The following is a 17,459-nucleotide window of genomic DNA, read 5'->3' on the forward strand; positions in this document are numbered from 1 at the left end:
GGAGCCGGGCGGCAGGTGGTCGCAGCCGGCAAACGAGCTGGCATTCGGGCAGTGCCCATTTCTAAGGATTAATGGATTGAATTTGCGAATATTAAATGGAGAAAGTAATCATGGCTCAAGTCGTTCAGGCGCATACGCCCAACGCAATACCGATGACCACCCGCCGGCTCATACCCCAGGCTACAAAACCAGCGTATTGCGTTCACCCAGAAATGCATTGATTTCGATTGCACAAACACTTACTGAAGTGACTGCACCGCATTTCAGTGAGGATAAGTTCGGGCCGAAAGACAATGACCTGATTCTGAACTGTGTGCAAGATGGGTTGCCGATAGGTGAACGGATCATTATTCACGGCTATGTCCGTGATCAGTTTGGTCGCGCTGTTAAAAATGCCTTGCTTGAAGTGTGGCAGGCCAATGCGTCCGGCCGCTATCGTCATCCCAACGATCAATATATCGGGACGCTTGATCCGAATTTTGGCGGCTGCGGTCGCATGCTGACCGATGAGAACGGATTTTATGTTTTCCGCACCATTCGGCCGGGTCCGTATCCCTGGCGTAACCGGATAAATGAATGGCGGCCGGCACACATCCACTTCTCTGTAATTGCAGATGGCTGGGCACAGCGCCTTATCTCACAGTTGTACTTCGAAGGCGATACGCTTATAGACTCATGTCCGATTCTCAAAACCGTGCCAACTGATGAACAGCGCCGCGCGCTGATTGCCCTTGAGGATAAAAGCAATTTTATCGAGGCCGATAGCCGTTGTTACCGCTTTGATATCAATCTGCGCGGACGTCGTTCGACGTATTTCGAAAATGATTTAACTTGATGAGGAGGGCACATAGTATGAATCTCAGGAACTTTGAACAGCTGCATGAAACACCGTCGCAGACTGGCGGGCCTTATGTACATATTGGCCTGCTGCCCAAGCAGGCCTATATTGAGGTTTTTGAACACAATTTTGGCAATAGCCTGATCAGGAATGAAACACAAGGTCAGCGCATCCGGCTGGAAGGCCAGGTCTTTGACGGACTGGATATTCCGGTGCGTGATGTCTTGGTCGAAATCTGGCAGGCCGATGCCAATGGTGTTTTTCCCAGTCGCGCCGATACGCGGGTCGGGAAAGTGGATGCGAATTTCTCGGGCTGGGGGCGCACCGGGGCCGACTTTGATAGTGGCTTTTGGCATTTTGAGACCATTAAACCAGGCAGGTGCCGGGTCGCAAGGGCTCGATGCAAGCGCCTCATATCGCATTGACCATTTTCGCCCGTGGCATCAACATTGGTCTTAATACACGCGTCTACTTTGATGATGAAGCCGATGCCAATGCCAAAGATCCAATTCTCAATAGTATTGAATGGATACAGCGGCGGCAGACGTTGATCGCCAGACGCCAGGAGCGCGATGGCCAGGTGGTTTACCGCTTTGACATACGGATTCAGGGACCGGATGAGACCGTGTTCTTTGACATCTGATCCCGTGCAGTCTGTATAGCTAAATATAAAAAAGCGGGCTGTTCCCCCGATTGGCCGTTGGTCCGGGGTGCTGCGTAGCATGATTTTATAGATCGCCAAGACGACCAGAATCGGTCCGGTCCGTCGTGAGGCTGATTTCAAGTGTCATGAATCACGATCATTGCTGCGCCACGACACCACAAGGAAACGTCCAAGAACTCATTTAAAATACATTAGGCCGTTCTCTAAATAGCCACCGGCAGTTTGCCTGAGAACAGCAAGATGCCCTGCAAAGTGCTCAAGACTCCTTCAATACATCTGAAAATATAGGCATGTTCATGAATTTGCGGCAATTAAGATACTTCACCCGCATCGTCGAAACGGGCAACATTACCCGCGCCGCAGAGCAACTGTATGTGGCTCAGCCTGCGTTGGGAATGCAGGTTCGTCAACTTGAGCAGGATTACGGCGTCAGTCTGCTGCTGCGTCATCCCCGTGGTGTGCGAACAACCCGTGCAGGACAGCTGCTTTACGAACGGGCTTGCGAGATTCTGCGCTTGGTGGACGATACTGAGCGTCTGGTCAAGGCGCAAGGTCGCTTTGAAATGGAAGCAATTATGCTTGGGCTGACCAATGGTTTTATGAATATAGTGGGACGAGATCTCATCTTGCTGGCAAAAAAGGAACTCCCAGGGGTCAAGCTTGGTGTGGTGGAAGAACGAAGCATCGTATTGATTGATGCACTGGAGCGCCACGAAATTGATTTGGCCCTTGCGTACGAAGTCCATGAGCGACCAGGAATGATCAGAGTTCCTCTTCTGGAAGAGGAGATGCTCTTTGTCTACGGTGCGCAAAACGGCAATGGTCGGCTGCACGATACACCGATCGCCTTTTCGGAAATGGCAAAACACGAGCTGGTTCTTCCTGGACAACGGGACGGTGTGCGAGAACAATTATTCACCGCAGCCAAACGACGAGCAATCGAACTGAATGTAATTCTGGATGTATCGTCTGTTTCCATGATGAAGCGGATGGTAGCCGCCGGTGATGCTGCTGCCGTAATGCCCTATGGCAACGCTATTGAACACATTGAGCTGGGCTTGCTGAATGGGCGGCGAATCACCGATCCGGCCTTAAGCAGAACCTTATATCTGGTTCGCTCTATCACCAGGGCATCATTCAAACACGAAGAGGCGCTGATCAATCTGCTTGCGCAGATCGTGCAACTGTACATATCGCGTCTTGGCTCACTGGCCAATCGCTGCACAGCCGCTGAGCATTCGCTTTCCGATGTGGTCGCTACCCAGAGGGACGAGTACCGCGCACCACGCTGATTTATCACCAGCTAAAAGAAAAAACTTGGGTCTGCCATATTCCGATCGTTTTGGACTTTACCGTTCAAATTCGTTGTAATAGTCCCGTGCCCGCACTGTATTCGGTTCGTATAAGACCGGAAACAGGGCCGTCACAGTGTCAAACGAAAGGAACTGGCAATGAACACAATAAAACAAGAGGGACAAGGTCGTATTGCTGTTGTCCTGGGTGGTGCAAATGGCATTGGTGCAGCCACATGTCAAAAACTATATGAATATGGTTGGAAACTGGTGGTCGCAGATATTGATTACCAGGCTGCCCGGGATCTTGCTGCAAGTATCAAGGGCGATCCGATCAGGATAGACATTCTGGATGCACAATCAATTGCGCAGGCAGCACAACATATTGAATCGCAAATCGGGCCTGTACATGCGTTGGTCAACTCTGCAGCGATTTTCCAGCCGCAGGTCAGGCCGGAAGACCTGCCTCTGGAAGTTTGGGAGCGAATTGTCAATTCCGCTTATCGGGGCACCTATGTCAGTTGTGTTGAATTCGGTAAGCGGATGGCCTTGCGTGGTGAAGGTTCCATTGTCAATATATCTTCCATGGTGGGGCAGCGCCCCAACCATGGCCATGCGTATTACTCGGCCAAGGCGGCGGTCAACATGCTCACCGAAGGCATGGCCGGTGAGTGGGGGCGCAGCGGTGTCAGGGTCAACGCAGTCAGTCCTGGCTTTGTGGGCGTTCCCCGGATGCTCGAGAATATTGAAAAAGGCGAACGATATGCCATCTCGCCGATCGAGGTTAGTGCGCTGGGCCGGCTGGTCGAACCACGGGAAGTAGCCGAAGCGATTGCTTTTCTGCTATCGGATCGGGCATCTGCCATTACTGGTGCCAATTTGCCTGTCGACGCCGGTGTTCTGGCAACCAATGGATGGCTCGTGCATGGCGGTGTGCCGGCAGCACGAAAGGCAAGTGCTGTATGACAGAAGAAAAGCAATTGCGCGTGGATACTATTGAATTACAGGAATTTACCAAATCGATCTTTCTTGCAGCGGGTTTGAGTCCAGTGCATGCCGAGTTGGTCGCCGATAGTCTGGTTATGTCTGATCTAAGAGGAACCCATTCGCATGGTATCGTGCGCGTCCCTTTCCTTATCGACCGTCTGGTCAAAGGCGGAGCAAACGCTGACCCGCAAATCAAAGCCGTGCGTGAGGCGCCGGCTACAGCACTGCTTGACGGTGATCGAGCACTGGGCGCCGTGAGCGCAACCCATGCCATGCGTATGGCGATGGAAAAAGCCCACACAGCCGGTATCGGGTTTGTGGCAGTAAACAACAGTGATTTCATTGGTGCCTGCGCGCATTATGCGCTTATGGCGATGCCTGAAAACATGATCGGTATCGCCTGGACTAACGGCTACCCCGGAATGACTCCTTGGGGAGGAAGCGTAAACAATATTGGCAACAATCCAATTGCTTTCGCCGCTCCAGGGTTGACGCAGGGGCCGGTTGTACTGGATATGGCATTGAGTGTGGCTGCCGGAGGAAAGGTGCGTCTGGCCGCGAAGAACAATCGCCGCATTCCTACAGACTGGATCATTGATCGTCACGGGAAACCAACTGATAACCCGGCCGATCTGGCCGCCGGCGGTGCATTGCTGCCTTTGGGCTATAAGGGATATGGACTGGCCGTGTTTGGGGAAATCCTGTGTGGCGTGCTGACCGGATCTCGTATTTTGTCTGAAATACCGGCGTGGTTTGTGGATACCCAGCGGGACATTGGCAATGGGCATATTCATATGGCAATTGATATATCGAAATTTATCGAACCCGATGCGTTTAAGCGCAGAGTCGACGAGATGGCCATGATGCTCAAAAATACCCCCCTGCTTGCAGACATGCAAGAGATCCTGCTGCCTGGAGAGCGTGCATGGCGCGTTCAGAAAGAACAGCAGATCACAGGTATACGCATATCAGGCGCCGTATGGAACGATCTGCTGGAACTGGCAGATCGCCTGGATGTATCCGCACCGGCAACACTGCAATAGTTGTCGCTTTCAACGTTTTGACAGACTGAAAAATATGCTGACTATAAAAGACCTTACTCTTGCTCATTTAACCATCGGCGCTACTCCTGCGCAGACTATTGACGCTGCGGCCGTTGCCGGCTTCGGGGCCACTGGTATCAGAATCTGCGGACGACGCCCGGGTGATGCATTTGCAACGCCTGTTTTGAACAATCCCGCAACCATTGTGGCACTGCGAAATCAGGCAGCTGACCTGGGCGTGAGACTGTCTAACGTATCGGGCTATCAGTTTTATCCCGAGACCCGAATTGAAGATGTGGAGCCAGTTATTGACGCTACGGCGGAACTGGGCGTGCCGATACTGGTGGCCAATAGTTTTGACCCCGATGCATCACGGTTCATTGACACGTTCTCTGCCTATTGCGAATTGGCCGAAAAGGCCCGCATTCGGGTTGCGCTTGAATTTTTGCCATACAGCGGGATTCGTACGCTGCAAGCCGCCTGGCAGGTCATCCAGGCAAGCAATAGCAGCCAGGCGGGACTCTTGCTGGATGCGCTGCACCTGGCTCGCTCCGGCGCCACGCCCGAGCACATCAGGATTGTTCCTGCCGAGCGGGTTGTTTTCGCTCAATTATGCGATGCCAATGCGTGGTCAGGCGATATGACAGACGAAGCCCTGTTACAGGAAGCTCGTGGTGCGCGGCTACCGGCCGGTGAAGGTGTGTTGCCCCTGTTTCAGTTTCTGGATGAATTGCCTGCTGATTGTGAAATTGAATACGAAGTGGCCAGACAGGATATGAGAGACAAAACGCCTTCCGAAAAAGCCAGCGTGGCGGCTGCCGATGCGACGCATTTCATGGCGCAATACCATGCGCGCAAACATGAAGCGGGGGCGCGTTAATATGTCTTCAACCGTGAGCCCCCTTCGGATTGGCGTTATTGGCTGTGGCATGATTAGTGCCGATCACCTGGCTGCCTGGTCCAACTGTACCAATGCCAAGGTCGTTGCAGTATGTGATTCGTCGGTCGAACGGGGCCGGGCAAGAGCTGCTCAGTTTGGAATCGAGCGCGTTTATGAATCTCCCGAATGCATGTTCGAGCAGGAGACGCTGGATGCGGTAGACATTATCACGCCGCGCGAAACCCATGCCGCTTTGGTCCGTATGGCCGCCAGATATGGCGTGCACGCGCTATGCGAAAAGCCTCTATGCCCCACTTATGATGAGGCATTGGCATTAGTCCAGGAGGTTGGCTCATCCATTCGCGTCATGGTCAATGAAAACTGGCGATACCGCGCTTACTTTAAAAAAATTGGTGAATGGATAGACGCTGGCACGCTCGGTACGATCGCCCAGGTGCGCATCGCATTGTGGCGCTCGAGCATGTTGCCGCGAAAGGAAGACGGCAAAATACACGCCTTTACACGTCAGCCGTTTCTCCAGAACGAGCAACGCGTTCTGATTGCAGAGTCACTTATCCACGAGATTGACGTTGTTCGTTCACTGTTTGGCGAAATGTCGCTTATTGCCTGCTGTACAGCAAGGGCATGTCCGGCGCTCAAAGGAGAGGATAGTGCAACGCTATTGCTGCGTTCCGAATCCGGGTTTCCGGTCACCATAGATGGCGTCATGACTGCAGCGGGCCATGATACACGTTCTCCTGATCGACTGGAAATCGCCGGTACTCGGTGCAGTGTGATTCTTGAGAATGCTGTGCTCAGGCTGATTGGCCAGGAGCAGGATATGGTCACTTATGACGAAGCTGAGATAAGGCAGGGGTGTTTTGACGCATCGATCCAACATTTTGCAGATTGTCTGATCGACCATAGTCCATTCTGGACCAGTGCTCAGGATCAGCTTAGCAGCTTGCAGCTCATGGAACAGGCGTATCGTTCGGCCGGGGATCCAGTCGCACTGACTACCGAGCAGTAACAGGGTACCGGCATATAGTATGCCGCTTTACACAATCAATCATCTATAAAGGAATATGACATGGTATTGGCAGGAGAAGCACTGATAGCGATCTGGAATGATATTGCACCCGATATGCGTGAAGATTTTTTTGAGTGGCATCCCCGCGAGCACATGGTAGAAAGGCTTGGTATTGCCGGTTTTGTCAGAGGCAGACGTTATATTGCCGTGGATGCTCAGGTAGAATTTCTGACCTTATACGAAGTCTCCACTGCAGACGTTCTCGTAAGTGATGCATACAAGACCCGTCTGACCAATCCGACGCCTTGGTCCACAAAGACACTCCCCGCGTTTCGCAATAACGTTCGTGGGGGTTGCAGAATTCACTATAGCCAGGGTTACGCGATGGGTGGGTTCATCAAGACTATACGTATCAGGGCACAGGAGGGTGAAAAAGCCTCGCTGATAAAAAATCTTGTGAATAACCTGCTACCGAGATTGATCGATTTGCCAAGAATAACAGGCGTGCATTTTGTAGAGAACGATACTACATTGACCGGAGGTAATTCCGGCAACCAACGTGGACGCGTTATCGAATTGCCCGATTTGGTATTGCTGATTGAGGGATCAGGTGAACAAGGGGTGCGTAATGCATGCGCACAGTATCTTTCGGAAGAGACGCTAATAAAAGCAGGCGCTGCGACTGACATCCTGAATGGCCTGTATCAGTTGGAGTACAGCATACAGAATCTGGTTCAGCCAAATTGATGGAACCCTAATGGTTTGGTAAGCTTTGGCATAAGAGCCGGTAAGGATGAGAATGATGAAATTGCATCCCTACCGGTTTTTTATATCGCTGGTTAGCGTTTTATCAACACATCCACGGATACCACAATCATGTATCAGTTTGAACCGGGTTTAATTTTCGTCAGTTCAGCGACTTTTTTAAATATTTCAGATTCTCGAGCAATACGTTGGCTAAACGCTTCAGGCGTATTGCCGCCGGCGGTAATGCCCAGCGTTATTAAGCCTTCCTGGACTTCTTTAGTCTTCATGGATTCCACCAGCGCGCGATAAATTTTGTCAATGACACTGTGCGGGGTGCCTTTTGGCGCGTGCAGACCAAACCAGTTGCTGGCTGTTTCCAGATCAGGCAAGCCGGCTTCGCGAACAGTGGGTACATCCGGGTAGTCGGGGTCGCGTTTTTTTCCGTATAGCAGTATAGGCCGCAGACTGCCATCTTTTGCATGTGAATTCATGACAATATTGCTAAGCAGACTCAATTGCACACGGTTGGAGATCAGATCCGGCATGATCTGACTGCCTCCTTTGAAATGCACAGCATCGATATCCAGACGTGCCAGCATCTTGAAATACTCCAGATAAAGATGCATATTGCCGCCGGCTCCTGAGTCGCCATAAAACAGTGTATGAGGCTTGCTTTTTACCAGTTGGATAAACTCCTGAATATTGGTAGCCGGAACCTGTTTGTTAATGGTCAGGAATTGGTCACCTTCCCCAAACATTGATATGTGTTCCAGATCCTTTTGCGGATCAACCGACATGTCCATCGTATGCGGCGAAACGGTAATCTGACCGATACTGGACGCAAGAAGCGTATATCCGTCCGGCGCAGAGCGCGCCACCTGTGCTGTGGCGATATTACCGGCCGCTCCTGGTTTGTTCTCTACCACTATTGTCTGCCCAAGAATTTGGCTCATTTGTGTGGCAAAAAGCCGTGGCAAGGCATCGGTTGTCCCGCCTGCGGAAAAACCGACCACTATTTTGATAGGTTTATTGGGAAAGTCGTTTGTGCTCCCATTAGCGGGAAGTACCGCTGAGAGTGGTGCAATACTGGCATATTGCAAGAACCTGCGTCTATTATTCCGGGCCATCGTCTTGTCTCTCATTCTATGTGTTTCGGTCTGATGTATTTGTGCCCCAGCGTACCCATTTCTATGTGTTTTTCGCCTGGAGACAACTGCATTACAACGGATCAATCTGCTAATGTCCAAAACGATTTTTATATATGAGGCATAAGCGTTTGCTTAGAACAAGAAAGTAACTGCACACTCACACACTGGTTGAAGCGAAGGCTATAGCGATTAGGCATGGGAGAAAACCACTGCCCGGGTATTTGTGTCTGTTATTTGGGGCGTGACATCAAGGCATGCGGCAGGAAGGCCTGAGTTGTTTTGTCGTCAATTATGGTTCCAGTCGGCGCTCCAGCACCGCTGTCATCTGATTGATCAACGCTGCTGCGGGGCCGCTTTTATCCCACGCGTAGAGAGAGACAACCATCGCGGGCATGTTGCCCAAAGGCGCGTACTCTCGCACACGCCGCCCAGCACGCTTTGAAAGCTGCTGCCTGAAAAAGCAACGTACCATTTTCTGCGCTCCCGTTCGATACGATCAAACATGGCTTCACGGTACAGTCCGCCGGGCGGAAACGTGACCAGCGCAACGGGGTCGGACCACGGTTGGCTATTGTCTGCACTTTCATACCAGGCCAATGCTTCCGGGAAGCAGGCGTGACAGTCGGCGCTTGCCGCTGACTCTTTGACGACGACAATATCGAGTTCGCCGCCACGGTAACGGTCGGTCAGGTTGCGGCTCAAGCCCGTCGTAATGTCCAGCCGAATCGAGCGGTGCGTATGGGTACAAGCCCGGAAGACTTCTGCCATTTGATCTGTCACCAGGTCTTCGGGCAGACCGACGCGTATGGATTGGGTGCCGGCCGGATCTCCCAGCATGGCTTGCGCTTCGCGTTCAAGCGCGAGAATGCGCCGGGCGTAACCCGCCAGCCGCTCGCCGGGGACGGTGGCCTGTACCGGACGGGCGTTACGGTCTACCAGTTGCTGGCCAACAGATGATTCAAGCCTTGCCAACTGCTGGCTGACGGTCGATTGCGTGAGGTGCAGGCGATCGGCGGCAGCGGTAAAGCTACCGGTGTCGACAATCTCGACAAACGCTGCAAGAAGGCGGGGGTCAAGCAATTTTGTTCCCCTGTTTTATGAATTATCCTGAGCGCAATTATAAACAAAACATGCACATTCTTAATATTTATTATTTAATAATTTAATTTCCAAATACCAGATGGCCCGACTATACTGGCGGCGGTTCGGTGTCAATGCCAGCACAACGGCACATGATGTGTACGTTCCATGTTTCAGCGGCCCTGTCCCGCAACAATATCCGCGGTCCGGGAAGCGCGAGGCACTGATCCCAACCCCATTCGTAATGATTTTGGAGGTCATATGACCAGATCGATTGTCGCGGCGGTGTTTGCAGCCTTGGTGTTGGCCTGCACACCTATCTTTTCGGGAGCAGTCATGAAAGCAAATCCGTTGCATAGTGCAGCTGGCAATGATGATGTCGCTGCCATCAAACAACTTTTATCCGATGGCGCAGAAATAGACGCACGCGATAGCTCGGGCGCGACCGCGCTGCTGGTTGCCACCAGGGCCAACAAGGTGCGCGTTGCGCAAATGCTTATTGCGGCCGGCGCCGATGTTAACGCAAAAGACAATATCAGTGACAGCGCTTATTTGTATGCCGGTGCCAGGGGACATCTGGAGATTCTGAAGCTCACGCTGGCTCATGGTGCCGATCTCAAAAGTACCAATCGGTATGGCGGAACAGCCCTGATTCCTGCTGCCGAACGCGGCCATGTCCAAACCGTCAAAACGTTGATTGAAGCCGGGGTCGATATTGACCATGTTAATAATTTGGGATGGACCGCATTGCTGGAGGCCATTATTCTTGGCTCCGGCGGGCAGCAGCACCAGCAGATCGTGGATGCGCTGCTAAAAGCGGGGGCCAATCCCAATCTGGCTGACCGCGAAGGCGTGACTCCGCTTGCGCACGCGCGTTCACATGGCTATCGCGAAATAGAAAACATGTTGCGCGCCGCTGGCGGGCGTTGATATTTGAAAAGGCACATCAATGCAACAGACTATGAATTTTCTCCAGCAGGCGATTGAGCTTGCCTATGCCAATGCGCAAAGGGGTGGTCGCCCGTTTGGGGCTCTGGTCGTTCGCAACGGCCAGGTCATCGCCCAGGCGGTCAACGAAATCATGACGACCAACGATCCCACCGCGCACGCTGAGTTGCTGGCCATCCGGGCGGCCAGTCAGCACCTGGGTTCAGCCAGTCTGGCAGGGTGCAGTGTCTTTGCCAGCGGTCACCCTTGCCCCATGTGCATGGCGGCCATGAGGCTGGCCGGAATCAAAGAAGTGAACTACGCCTATAGCAACGAAGACGGCGCGCCCTATGGTCTTTCGACAGCAGAAATATATGCCGATCTGGCCAGGCCGTTTGCAGAGCAGTCCATGACCATTCGTCATGTGCCAACCCGAATTGCGGGCAGGCCCGATCTGTACGCCCATTGGAAACACCAAAAACAAGGAGCTTGAATCCATGATGCAGGTCCAATCGGCGCTGGTACGAGCCATGCTTGTTGCAGCTGTAGCGCTTACCGGGTTCAATCTGCGACCCTTCATTACCAGTATCGGGCCCCTTGCCGGCAATATTCAGGAGCACACGGGGCTGGGCCTGCAAGGCATGGCCATGTTGACGCTGGTGCCGATGTTGTTGATGGGTTGTGTGGCATTTATCGGGCCGGCTCTGCAAAATACGTTTGGTGCACGCCGCTCTATCATTGCTGCGTTGCTGGTGATCTGTTGTGGTTGCGCATTGCGTCTGCTGAGCATAAGCGGATGGAGTCTTATCGCAACGGCTGCGTTGATCGGCTTGGGGTCCGCAGTTATACAGGCGATTTTTCCGGGGATTATCAAGCGTGAATTTGCCCGTCAGGTTGGTCCCATGATGGGGCTTTATTCGGCAATGCTCATGGGCGGTGGAGCGCTGGGTGCCGTCACCGCGCCTGACGTTTCTTCGAGCACAGGACTATGGACTGTTGGTCTGGCCTGGTTTGCATTGCCGGCGGCTGCGGCGCTTTTGCTGGCATGGTGTGTTCTGCCGATAGATAAGGGCATGAGCAGGACGGAAGGTACAGCCCGGCGGTTGCTGGCGCGACCTCGTACCTGGTTGTTGATGCTTTGCTTCGGATTGATGAATGGCGGCTATACATCTGTGGTCGCGTGGCTGGCGCCGGCTTTTCAGGAGCGCGGCTGGAGCGCGGGGGCCAGTGGCGGCTTGCTGGCAGTGCTGGCGGTGAGCCAGGCGTTGTCGGCGCTGACGCTGCCGTGGTTTGCCAGGAATGCCCTGGATCGCCGCCCCTGGCTGTGGTTCACACTTGCCATGCAGGGCATCGGTTTTGCGGGTTTGGCCTTGGCACCGGACTTGGCTGCGCTTGCCTGGGTGATCATACTGGGCTGCGGCCTGGGTGGCTGCTTTGCCTTACTAATGATCGTGGCCCTGGATCATCTGCCTGACCCGGCACAGGCCGGGGCCCTCACGGCGCTTATGCAGGGCGGTGGCTTTTTGATCGCCGCGACGCCGGCATGGCTTGTTGCACTACTGCACGACATGACTGGTAGCTATAAGGTTGGATGGATGGGACATGTGGCAACCGTGCTTGTGGTCGCCATCCTGGTCTGGCGTTTTGCTCCCGGGCGTTATGCAGTTGCCATGCGCGCGCCTGCCGTCACGCGCACGCAACAGGACATGTTGCTACCGGCCGCCCCCGTGATGCCAATCCACGATACGCGCTGAATCATCAATCGCTTGTACGGTTGCGATATTCGACCGGATGCCAGCTGAAATGGGTCTTTGCTTCGGAGCGGACATGGCCGATGCCGGGAAATGGCAAGTGGGGTGCAGCGATCAGCTGGCGCTTGTCGGCGAAATCGGAAAACGCATTTTTTCTTACCGATATTGCGTCTTCTGGCTTCAGGTCATAAACAATGGCAATCTCCGGCTCGGGAAATTGCAGCGATGCAACATGCACGATGTCTCCAACGAAAACAATGGATTGATCCTGGCTGTTGACAGTAAAGAACGCGCTGCCTGGCGTGTGTCCCGGGTGAATGGAGGCTTTTACGCCGGGCAGTACGGTTTGCCCGTCATCGAAAGTTTTCACTTTTCCCAGTTTTTCATATACGCCGATCGTTTTGATCGCTTCTGCGAAATACTTATCATCGTAGCCGGTTTTCTTGGCGTTGCCGGCATCCAGGAAAAAGGCCAGGTCTGGTGCCCCGACATGGACCGTGGCATTCGCAAACGCCGGTTTGCCGTTAAGTACCAGGCCGCCGGTATGGTCGGTGTGAATATGCGTAATAAGCACGTCGGTCACCTGTTCTGGTTTGATTCCCACGCTGGCCAGACTGTCATAGAGTTTGCCACCGTAACCGGGCCCGAAAAGCTCTCCGGAGCCGGTATCGATCAGAATAATACGTTCGCCATCGCGAATCACAAATGCGTTAATGGACGCTTCCACCGGATTGGCAAGAAACGCCTTGTTCAGCAGACTGTCGATATGAGAGTGGGATGGGCCAATAAGTAATTGATAAAGGTCCTGGGGTACGGTGCCGTCAGATATGGCGGTAATGGTCATATTGCCAAGCGGCATAGAATAGGCATCGGCTACCTGTTTGTACGTAGCGGTCTTGGCAACAGGTGCTGTCTGGGCAGAGGCTGCCAGGGCAGTGACGGGCAAGGCAATCACACTTGCGATGGTCAGGACGCCGGAAAAAAGAAGGGGGGTAATACGTGACATTTTTTTGATTTTCCATGGTTGGGTGGAGAAATCACATCATGCGTCATTGTCCGGTGTTGCACAAATCGTAAATTTCAATTTGACCTATCGATACTGCTGATGGCTCGAAAACCCAATGATCTCACTTTGTCTGCACTGCGTCGAAAACCATTGACCGCAGCCAGCGGTGCGCCGGATCGGCATTCACTGTCGAATGCCAGAATAGCTTCATCGAAAAGGTATTAAGTGCCAGCGGCGGAGTAAACAGCTCCAGGCTACTGGTAAAGCGCTGTAGAAAACGTCTGGGCAGGGTGCAGATGCAGTCTGTCGAATTCAGGATCAGCGGGGCCAGGGCGTAGCTCTGGACCGACACCGTTACACGCCGTTGCCGGCCGAGATCGGCCAGTGCTTCGTCGATCATGCCGTTGAACATACCGCCGCTGGTCGAAATTAGCAGATGGTCCAGTTCGCAAAACGTATCCAGCGATAGCGGGCCGGTGCCACGCGGATGCCCGATGCGTTGCGCAGTCAGGAACTCTTCATCAAAGAGCAGGCGCCCAATCAGGTTTGGCGTTGCATCCTGCGCGGTGCCAATAAACAGATCCACCTCGCCTCGCTCCAGTTGCTCATGGACCTGGCTTTTATCAGGCAGAACAAAGGCGATTCTGACCGCCGGGGCCTGGCTCTGAATCAAAGGCAACAGCGCCGGCGCAAGAATAGCCGCCGGATTGTCCATCGCGGCAATACGGAAGGTGCGTTCACTGGTGGCGGGATCGAAAACGTGCGCCGACTGGACAAATTGCGTTAGCTGTTGCAGCAGGCGTTGCAGTTCCGGTTTGAGGGCCAGCATATGCGAGGTGGGTGTCATCCCCCTGCCTGATGAGGACGGTACAAACAATGGATCATTGAAAATGCGACGCAGCCTGGTAAGGCGCCCGGAAAGCGCCGACTGGGTGATGTTCAGTCTGGCTGCAGCATGGGTCACATTCTGTTCCTGCAGCAGGGCATCCAGTGCGAGCAACAGATTAATGTCCAGGTCGCCTATCGGCCGGGTCACGGGTAACACCCTTTTATATTTGGCCGGCAGGCGAGAATGCGCGATGATATCCAGGGTAGCAGTATTATTACAATCGTCATCACCTTATGGGTCATGGAATATTGTGCAATATACATGGAAAATATCGCGCTTCGCTCAAAGCAGCATGATCACCTTGATATTATTGCGATGGTGTCGCGGGTTTATCGCTGGAGGGCGTCTTGCTGCTGCCAGAGCTTTGTGGAACATCCGGGCGCGGGTCTGGTACAAAGCCATCGCGATTGGGCATCTTGATTGCAGCAAGCGATTTTGCATCCAGGCGCGCGTCTTGTTCCACCAGCCCGTTCAAATGAAGAAGATAGGCGGTAACGGCATAAACCTGTTCGTTACTCAGGCTTTGGGGCGCCGTCAGCGGCATGGCGCGCCTGATATAGTCAAATAAAGTCGGGGCGTAAGGCCAGTAGCTGCCCACTGTCTTGACTGGCTTGCCGCTGGCCAGCTTGCCAATGCCACCTACCAGCTTGTCGCCACTGCCTCCTTCACCCTTGCTGCCATGACAGGCAGCGCATTGCTGGGCGTAAATGGTGCCACCCTGCGTGACTGTGCCGCTGCCCTCCGGCAGATTGCGCCCATCGGCAAATACATTGATGTCCCACGCGGCGATGTGTTCCGGCGTTACCGGCTGGCCAAAGCCGAATTTCTGTTCGGCATGGGCGGCGCCCGCAGTTGCACCCAGTAGCGCAGCACATGTAAGCAGCACAACGGCGTGCCTGGCTGCACATGTTCCCGCAAGCGGAGTTTTAAGCACGTGCATGAGTCACCTTTCCGTCAGATGCGATACGCCAGGGTGTAATCGCGTTGTTGTGATAGGTATTATTGACGCCGCGCACCTCAACGAGCGATTCCAGCGTAGGCTGTGTGTAGCCGGATTCGTCGGTGGCCCGGCTTTGTATGACCACGGGTTCGCCGTTCCATTCCCATGGGAACAGAAAACGGGTCAGCGCCTTGCTCAGTACCGGTGTCTGCAATCGCGCCGGTTGCCAGGTTTTGCCTTCGTCAACCGAGATCTCTACTTTGGTAATGCGCCCTTTGCCGCTCCAGGCAATGCCGCGGATTTCATGAAACCCCTTGCCATCGATCTGCTGCCCGCCTGAAGGACTGGTAATGATGGACTTGGCTTCCATCACAAATGTGAACTCACGGGCCTTGCCGTCTGGCAGGATGTCCGTGTACTTTGATGTCTCCTCGCGTGAATGCACCGGCTGATCTGCGACCTGCAGGCGTCGCAGCCATTTGATACTCATATTGCCTTCATAGCCGGGCAGCAGCAGCCTTAGCGGATACCCCTGTTCGGGCCGCAAGCGCTCGCCGTTCTGGCTGTATACGAGCATGGCATCGTCCAGGCACTTTTCCAGCGGGATACTGCGCGTCATGCCTGCGCCGTCTGCGCCTTCGGCAATGACCCATTTGGCCTCGGGCTTGACGCCGGCCTCGTTTAGAACCGTCTTGAGCGGCACGCCGGTCCATTCGGCACAACTGACCAGGCCGTTGACTTCGGCTGCAGTCTTGCCATAGACCGCATATCCCGGATTGCCGGAGCATTCAAGAAAATAAATCTGGGAATGCGAGGGAAAGCGCCGGATATCATTCAATGTGAAAGACAGCGCGTTGTTTACCAGCCCATGCACGACCAATCGGTGTTCGGCGGGATTGATATCTGGAATGCCATTATGATGACGTTCGTAGAACAGCCCGTTAGGCGTAATGATGCCATCGAGTTCCTGCAGTGGAGAGCGGGTCGAGGAAGAAAAATACTGTTTGTCTGTCTTGCGCAAATGGCGAATAACGCCGCTTTCAAATTCCGAAGGCTTACCGTAAGGACGACTGCCAACCAGGGCGCCAGGCTGTTTAGTCCAGGAAGGGATGGTCAACGCGCTGTCGGCTGCTGCGGCACCTTCTTTGGCCGTTGTTCCCGACTGGGCAGCAGCGGCACTTAAGCCGGCACTGCTTGCAAGAACGCCGGTGACCGCTGTAACGCCGTTACGCAAAAATTGCCGACGCGTGTGTTGCGCGTCTGCGTCTGTTACCGCCAGAGCTTCTTCAGTCGATTCGTTAGCCATCTCAATGGTCTCCGGTGCGAATGTTGATTGGATCGGTGTGACTGCAAATAGTATAGGGTTGCGGTATGGATGCGTCCAGTACTTACCGCTTATATATTTAGTGGACGCGGCTATGTGTGAAATGAAAATTTATCGCAAGCATGGTTTTGGTCTGAAACAGTCCGTTTTGCGCACGGTGCCGTCAGCGCGATGAGACTTGTCCTGTCGTCGCAGTAATGGTTATTACTGATAGAGTGACGAAAAATATATGCAGTATACTGACTAATATTCAGTCATATCAGCTCGTCCTGTTTAACCATTTCGTAGCGGCCCATTTTGATGAACCTCTTATTTAGTCTATCCAGAGCGATCGATGCGCTCGTCCACACCATTGGGCGAGCCGTTATCTGGCTTACCCTTGTGGTGGTGTTGATCAGCGCAGGTAACGCGGTGATCCGTAAAGCCTTTCATGTAAGTTCCAATGCGTGGCTGGAGATCCAGTGGTATCTTTTCGGCGCCATATTTTTGCTGGCCGCAGGTTACACGTTTATGAAGAACGAGCATGTTCGCGTCGATATCATTTCTCAGATGATGAGCAAGCGCACGCAGATTCTGATCGAAATTTTCGGTGTGCTGTTTTTTATGTTGCCCGCCTGTCTGCTCATGCTGGATCTGTCCATTCCATTTTTCATGCAGTCCTTTCTGACCAGCGAGCAATCGTCAAATGCCGGTGGGTTGATCCGCTGGCCGGTGAAACTGCTTATTCCCATTGGGTTTTTCCTTCTGGTGCTGGCCGGTGTTTCGCATTTGATTAAATGCGCAGCTTTTCTTGCCGGCCGGGGGCCGGATCCGTTGGCCCCGGCGCATGGCAAGACCGCAGAACAATTGCTGGCCGAAGAAATAGCCAATGAGGCCAGACTCAAAGAAATGGAACAAAGGACGGACAAGTAGC

At 53.5% G+C, this 17,459-nt stretch carries 17 protein-coding genes and 1 pseudogene; 12 read left to right on the forward strand and 6 right to left on the reverse strand.

Annotated elements, in window-relative coordinates; translation table 11 throughout:
* Positions 1 to 76: 76 nt before the first annotated feature.
* The 8 genes and pseudogenes from pcaH to TKWG_RS00445 all read left to right on the forward strand — a co-directional run bounded on the left by pcaH (position 77) and on the right by TKWG_RS00445 (position 7,481).
* A complete protein-coding gene (gene pcaH / locus TKWG_RS00410; RefSeq protein ID WP_014748907.1) occupies positions 77 to 835 on the forward strand; it encodes a protocatechuate 3,4-dioxygenase subunit beta in 759 nt (252 codons plus the stop codon).
* Positions 835 to 1,481 (forward strand): annotated as a pseudogene (gene pcaG / locus TKWG_RS00415) (protocatechuate 3,4-dioxygenase subunit alpha). The gene pcaH and the pseudogene pcaG overlap by 1 nt, the downstream one beginning before the upstream one ends.
* 317 nt (positions 1,482 to 1,798) lie before the next feature.
* The gene (locus TKWG_RS00420) at positions 1,799 to 2,794 is read left to right on the forward strand and encodes a LysR family transcriptional regulator (RefSeq protein WP_050981486.1); all 996 of its coding nucleotides are present in this window, start codon (positions 1,799 to 1,801) and stop codon (positions 2,792 to 2,794) included.
* A 159-nt stretch (positions 2,795 to 2,953) separates the two neighbouring features.
* Positions 2,954 to 3,760: an SDR family NAD(P)-dependent oxidoreductase gene (locus TKWG_RS00425; protein WP_014748909.1), complete on the forward strand. Its 807-nt coding sequence runs from the start codon at positions 2,954 to 2,956 to the stop codon at positions 3,758 to 3,760.
* The gene (locus tag TKWG_RS00430; protein WP_014748910.1) at positions 3,757 to 4,824 is read left to right on the forward strand and encodes an Ldh family oxidoreductase; all 1,068 of its coding nucleotides are present in this window, start codon (positions 3,757 to 3,759) and stop codon (positions 4,822 to 4,824) included. Before TKWG_RS00425 ends, TKWG_RS00430 begins: the two co-directional genes overlap by 4 nt.
* A gap of 34 nt (positions 4,825 to 4,858) precedes the next feature.
* Complete coding sequence (locus TKWG_RS00435) at positions 4,859 to 5,704, forward strand: sugar phosphate isomerase/epimerase family protein (RefSeq protein WP_171815093.1); 846 nt, start codon at positions 4,859 to 4,861, stop codon at positions 5,702 to 5,704.
* A gap of 1 nt (position 5,705) precedes the next feature.
* Positions 5,706 to 6,734, forward strand: a complete 1,029-nt coding sequence (locus TKWG_RS00440) for a Gfo/Idh/MocA family protein (RefSeq protein ID WP_041708817.1) — start codon at positions 5,706 to 5,708, stop codon at positions 6,732 to 6,734.
* Between the two features lie 60 nt (positions 6,735 to 6,794).
* Positions 6,795 to 7,481: a hypothetical protein gene (locus tag TKWG_RS00445; protein ID WP_014748913.1), complete on the forward strand. Its 687-nt coding sequence runs from the start codon at positions 6,795 to 6,797 to the stop codon at positions 7,479 to 7,481.
* Positions 7,482 to 7,615: 134 nt separating this feature from the next.
* Here TKWG_RS00445 and TKWG_RS00450 read toward each other — a convergent pair whose 3' ends face one another.
* Both TKWG_RS00450 and TKWG_RS00455 read right to left on the reverse strand, forming a co-directional pair.
* A complete protein-coding gene (locus tag TKWG_RS00450) occupies positions 7,616 to 8,494 on the reverse strand; it encodes a Bug family tripartite tricarboxylate transporter substrate binding protein (RefSeq protein WP_014748914.1) in 879 nt (292 codons plus the stop codon).
* 468 nt (positions 8,495 to 8,962) lie between these two features.
* A complete protein-coding gene (locus tag TKWG_RS00455; protein WP_014748915.1) occupies positions 8,963 to 9,709 on the reverse strand; it encodes a LysR family transcriptional regulator in 747 nt (248 codons plus the stop codon).
* Positions 9,710 to 10,045: 336 nt separating this feature from the next.
* On the opposite strand from TKWG_RS00455, the gene TKWG_RS00460 reads away from it, so the two are divergent.
* The 3 genes from TKWG_RS00460 to TKWG_RS00470 are packed head-to-tail and all read left to right on the forward strand — an operon-like array spanning position 10,046 to position 12,390.
* The gene (locus TKWG_RS00460) at positions 10,046 to 10,639 is read left to right on the forward strand and encodes an ankyrin repeat domain-containing protein (RefSeq protein WP_238534271.1); all 594 of its coding nucleotides are present in this window, start codon (positions 10,046 to 10,048) and stop codon (positions 10,637 to 10,639) included.
* 19 nt (positions 10,640 to 10,658) lie between these two features.
* Positions 10,659 to 11,129 (forward strand): nucleoside deaminase, encoded by a 471-nt coding sequence (locus tag TKWG_RS00465; RefSeq protein ID WP_041708824.1) that lies wholly within the window; start codon positions 10,659 to 10,661, stop codon positions 11,127 to 11,129.
* A 4-nt stretch (positions 11,130 to 11,133) separates the two neighbouring features.
* The gene (locus TKWG_RS00470) at positions 11,134 to 12,390 is read left to right on the forward strand and encodes a cyanate transporter (RefSeq protein WP_014748918.1); all 1,257 of its coding nucleotides are present in this window, start codon (positions 11,134 to 11,136) and stop codon (positions 12,388 to 12,390) included.
* Positions 12,391 to 12,394: 4 nt separating this feature from the next.
* Here the strand turns inward: TKWG_RS00470 and TKWG_RS00475 are convergent, their stop codons facing one another.
* The 4 genes from TKWG_RS00475 to soxC form a co-directional block, all read right to left on the reverse strand.
* Positions 12,395 to 13,393, reverse strand: a complete 999-nt coding sequence (locus TKWG_RS00475; protein ID WP_014748919.1) for an MBL fold metallo-hydrolase — start codon at positions 13,391 to 13,393, stop codon at positions 12,395 to 12,397.
* 121 nt (positions 13,394 to 13,514) lie between these two features.
* On the reverse strand, positions 13,515 to 14,429 hold the full coding sequence (locus TKWG_RS00480; RefSeq protein ID WP_014748920.1) for a LysR family transcriptional regulator: 915 nt from the start codon (positions 14,427 to 14,429) through the stop codon (positions 13,515 to 13,517).
* A 160-nt stretch (positions 14,430 to 14,589) separates the two neighbouring features.
* Positions 14,590 to 15,222 carry a c-type cytochrome gene (locus TKWG_RS00485; RefSeq protein ID WP_014748921.1) on the reverse strand — a complete coding sequence of 211 codons (633 nt, stop codon included), beginning with the start codon at positions 15,220 to 15,222 and terminating at the stop codon, positions 14,590 to 14,592.
* Positions 15,209 to 16,528, reverse strand: coding sequence for a sulfite dehydrogenase (gene soxC, locus TKWG_RS00490; RefSeq protein ID WP_014748922.1), 1,320 nt, complete (start codon positions 16,526 to 16,528; stop codon positions 15,209 to 15,211). Before soxC ends, TKWG_RS00485 begins: the two co-directional genes overlap by 14 nt.
* Before the next feature lie 318 nt (positions 16,529 to 16,846).
* Between soxC and TKWG_RS00495 the strand changes: the two genes are divergently transcribed.
* Positions 16,847 to 17,458, forward strand: coding sequence for a TRAP transporter small permease subunit (locus TKWG_RS00495; protein WP_014748923.1), 612 nt, complete (start codon positions 16,847 to 16,849; stop codon positions 17,456 to 17,458).
* Position 17,459: the final 1 nt, after the last annotated feature.

The sequence above is a fragment of the Advenella kashmirensis WT001 genome, assembly GCF_000219915.2.
Taxonomy (GTDB): Bacteria; Pseudomonadota; Gammaproteobacteria; order Burkholderiales; family Burkholderiaceae_B; genus Advenella; species Advenella kashmirensis.